Below are 1,160 nucleotides of genomic sequence, written 5' to 3' on the forward strand. Positions count from 1 at the left end.
CTAGTGTCCTGCGCCAGTAGTTGATCGTTAGAAGTTGCATGACTTCTGCTGCTGGTGCGTCAGTTCCTCGTCGGGGTCCAAAGCTCGAACCGTTGCTGCTGTCCGATGACGAGCGGGCGCAGTTGGAGCGGTGGACGCGTCGGGCGACATCGGCCCAGGCCCTGGCCCTGCGGGCGCGAATTGTGCTGGCGTGCGCGGGGCCGGAGGTGCCGCCGATTGTCGCGGTCGCCCGGGAGCTTCGGGTGACCGCGGACACGGTCCGCAAGTGGCGGCGGCGCTTCCTCGCCGAGCGGCTGGACGGTCTGGCCGACGAGCCCCGGCCGGGCCGGCCGCCCACCATCAGCGTCGATCAGGTGGAGGCGGTCGTGGTCACCACGCTGGAACAGCTGCCGAAGAACGCCACCCACTGGTCCCGGAAATCGATGGCGCAGCACAGTGGCCTGTCGAAGTCGACCGTGGGCCGGATCTGGCGGCAGTTCCAGCTCAAGCCGCATCTGGCGGACACCTTCAAGCTGTCGACGGACCCGTTGTTCGTGGAGAAGGTCTACGACGTCGTCGGCCTGTACTTCAACCCGCCCGAGGGTGCGGTGGTGCTCTCGGTGGACGAGAAGTCGCAGATCCAGGCACTGGACCGGTCTCAGCCGGTGCTGCCGATAATGCCGGGCATGCCCGAGCGGCGCACCCACGACTACGTCCGTAACGGCCTGACCACCTTGTTCGCCGCGTTCGATGTCGCCACGGGTGAGGTCATCACTGCCTTGCACCGCCGGCACCGGGCGGTGGAGTTCAAGAAGTTCCTGATCCGGATCGACAAGGAGGTGCCCGCGCACCTGCAGGTCCATCTGATCGTGGACAACTACGGCACCCACAAGACTCCGGCGATCAGGGCATGGCTGGCCAAACACCCGCGGTTCGAGCTGCACTTCACCCCGACCGGCTCCTCCTGGATCAACCAGGTCGAGCGGTGGTTCGGCTACCTGGCCCATCAGATGATCCGCCGCGGCGCACACAAGAACATCCAGGCCCTGGAAGCCGATATCCGGGCCTGGGTCAAGGACTGGAACCAAGACCCCAAGCCGTTCATCTGGACCAAGACAGCCGAAGAGATCCTCAACTCCCTCGCCCGCTTCTGCCGACGGATCTCTGGCGCAGGACACTAG

At 65.8% G+C, this 1,160-nt stretch carries 1 protein-coding gene; it reads left to right on the forward strand.

Translation table 11 applies throughout. The features are described 5' to 3' along the window. The first annotated feature begins 38 nt into the window (after nucleotides 1–38). The gene (locus ABD357_RS32955) at nucleotides 39–1,160 is read left to right on the forward strand and encodes an IS630 family transposase (RefSeq protein WP_344394729.1); all 1,122 of its coding nucleotides are present in this window, start codon (nucleotides 39–41) and stop codon (nucleotides 1,158–1,160) included.

The organism is Streptomyces vastus (assembly GCF_039532825.1).
Classification (GTDB): domain Bacteria; phylum Actinomycetota; class Actinomycetes; order Streptomycetales; family Streptomycetaceae; genus Streptomyces; species Streptomyces vastus.